The sequence below is a fragment of the Arenibacter nanhaiticus genome (assembly GCF_900141935.1).
Taxonomy (GTDB): domain Bacteria; phylum Bacteroidota; class Bacteroidia; order Flavobacteriales; family Flavobacteriaceae; genus Arenibacter; species Arenibacter nanhaiticus.
Map to the genome: position 1 here is coordinate 1 of NZ_FQYX01000080.1, position 1,352 is coordinate 1,352.

General features: G+C 44.7%; 2 protein-coding genes. Both read left to right on the forward strand.

Annotation, left to right across the window (positions count from 1 at the left end):
- Window positions 1-195: hypothetical protein (locus BUA16_RS19050; RefSeq protein ID WP_245795608.1), on the forward strand; the 195-nt coding region annotated here is incomplete at its 5' end.
- On the forward strand, window positions 146-1,162 hold the full coding sequence (gene ltrA / locus BUA16_RS19285; protein ID WP_394333087.1) for a group II intron reverse transcriptase/maturase: 1,017 nt from the start codon (window positions 146-148) through the stop codon (window positions 1,160-1,162). The genes BUA16_RS19050 and ltrA, both read left to right, overlap by 50 nt.
- Window positions 1,163-1,352: the final 190 nt, after the last annotated feature.

Genomic DNA, 1,352 nt, shown 5'->3' on the forward strand with positions numbered 1-1,352 from the left:
GCTGGAAAACTATCCCGGAAAATTTCCTTAATCCAGGGAATGCAAAATTTATCCTCAAATTCCTTGAAGAAAAAACTCTTGGTGAATAATGCGGGCTATGGCGGTTCGATTGGTAGAAATACCAAAAGTAGGAGGCACCAGAAACTTGGGAATCCCAACTGTGGCGGACCGCATAGCCCAGATGGCAGTAGTTAGGGTGTTAGAGCCAGTAATAGACCCCGTATTTCATGAGGATTCCTATGCCTACCGCCCTGGGCGATCCGCGCATCAGGCAGTAGAAACAGCAAGGAAGCGTTGTTGGCAGTTCAATTGGGTACTTGATTTAGACGTAAGCAAATTCTTTGATACGATAGATCATGAACTACTCATGAAAGCGATAAAACGACACACTTCGGAAAGATGGGTGCTGTTATACATAGAACGGTGGCTAAAAGTCCCGTATGAGACTAAAGAAGGTACCTGCATAGAGCGCAATCAGGGAGTTCCTCAAGGATCGGTCATAGGGCCGATCTTGGCCAACCTGTTTATGCACTATGCATTCGATGAATGGATGAGACGCAAACAAGGACATATCGTATTTGAGCGATACGCAGACGATGCGATATGCCACTGCCGCACAAAAGCTGAGGCAGAAAGACTGCAAGCAGCCATTGTAGAACGAATGGCAGAATGTAAACTAGCCCTTAATGAACGAAAGACGAAGATTGTTTACTGCAAGGACGACCTCAGACGCGGTTCTTGGGAAAATGTGCAGTTTGACTTTCTAGGATTCACGTTCAGAGCAAGAAGATCAAAGAATCGATGGGGTAAGCATTTTATCAACTTCAGTCCTGCGATGAGCAATAGAGCTCGGAAAAAGATTAGTGAGGAGATAAGAAGCTGGAAACTCCACCTACGATCTGACAAGACTCTTGAAGATCTAGCACATATGTTCAATGCCAAACTGCAAGGCTATATTGGCTATTTCAGTAAGTTCTACAAGTCGAAGATGTACCCCTTGTTTCAACAACTTAATTTAAGGCTTGCACATTGGGTGGAAAGGAAATTTAAAAGGGTAAGGCGACATAAAACTAGAGCAATTAGATTACTCGGACGAATGTGTAGACAGAATCCAAATCTATTTGCGCACTGGCGATTTGGCGTGAGACCAGCAATGATCTAAACATTATAAAAGAAAATTGCAGACTGAATAATAGGAGCCGGATGAGGCGAGAGTCTCACGTCCGGATCTGGGAGAGGCCTCGGGGGAAGTTCCCGAGGCCTACTCGACTCAGTATCTATGTCAGAAGTAAAAAGTCAGCGAAAAGGGTAGGTAACAGTATCTACAAGTTTCTGCGCGACAAGCTCCGATT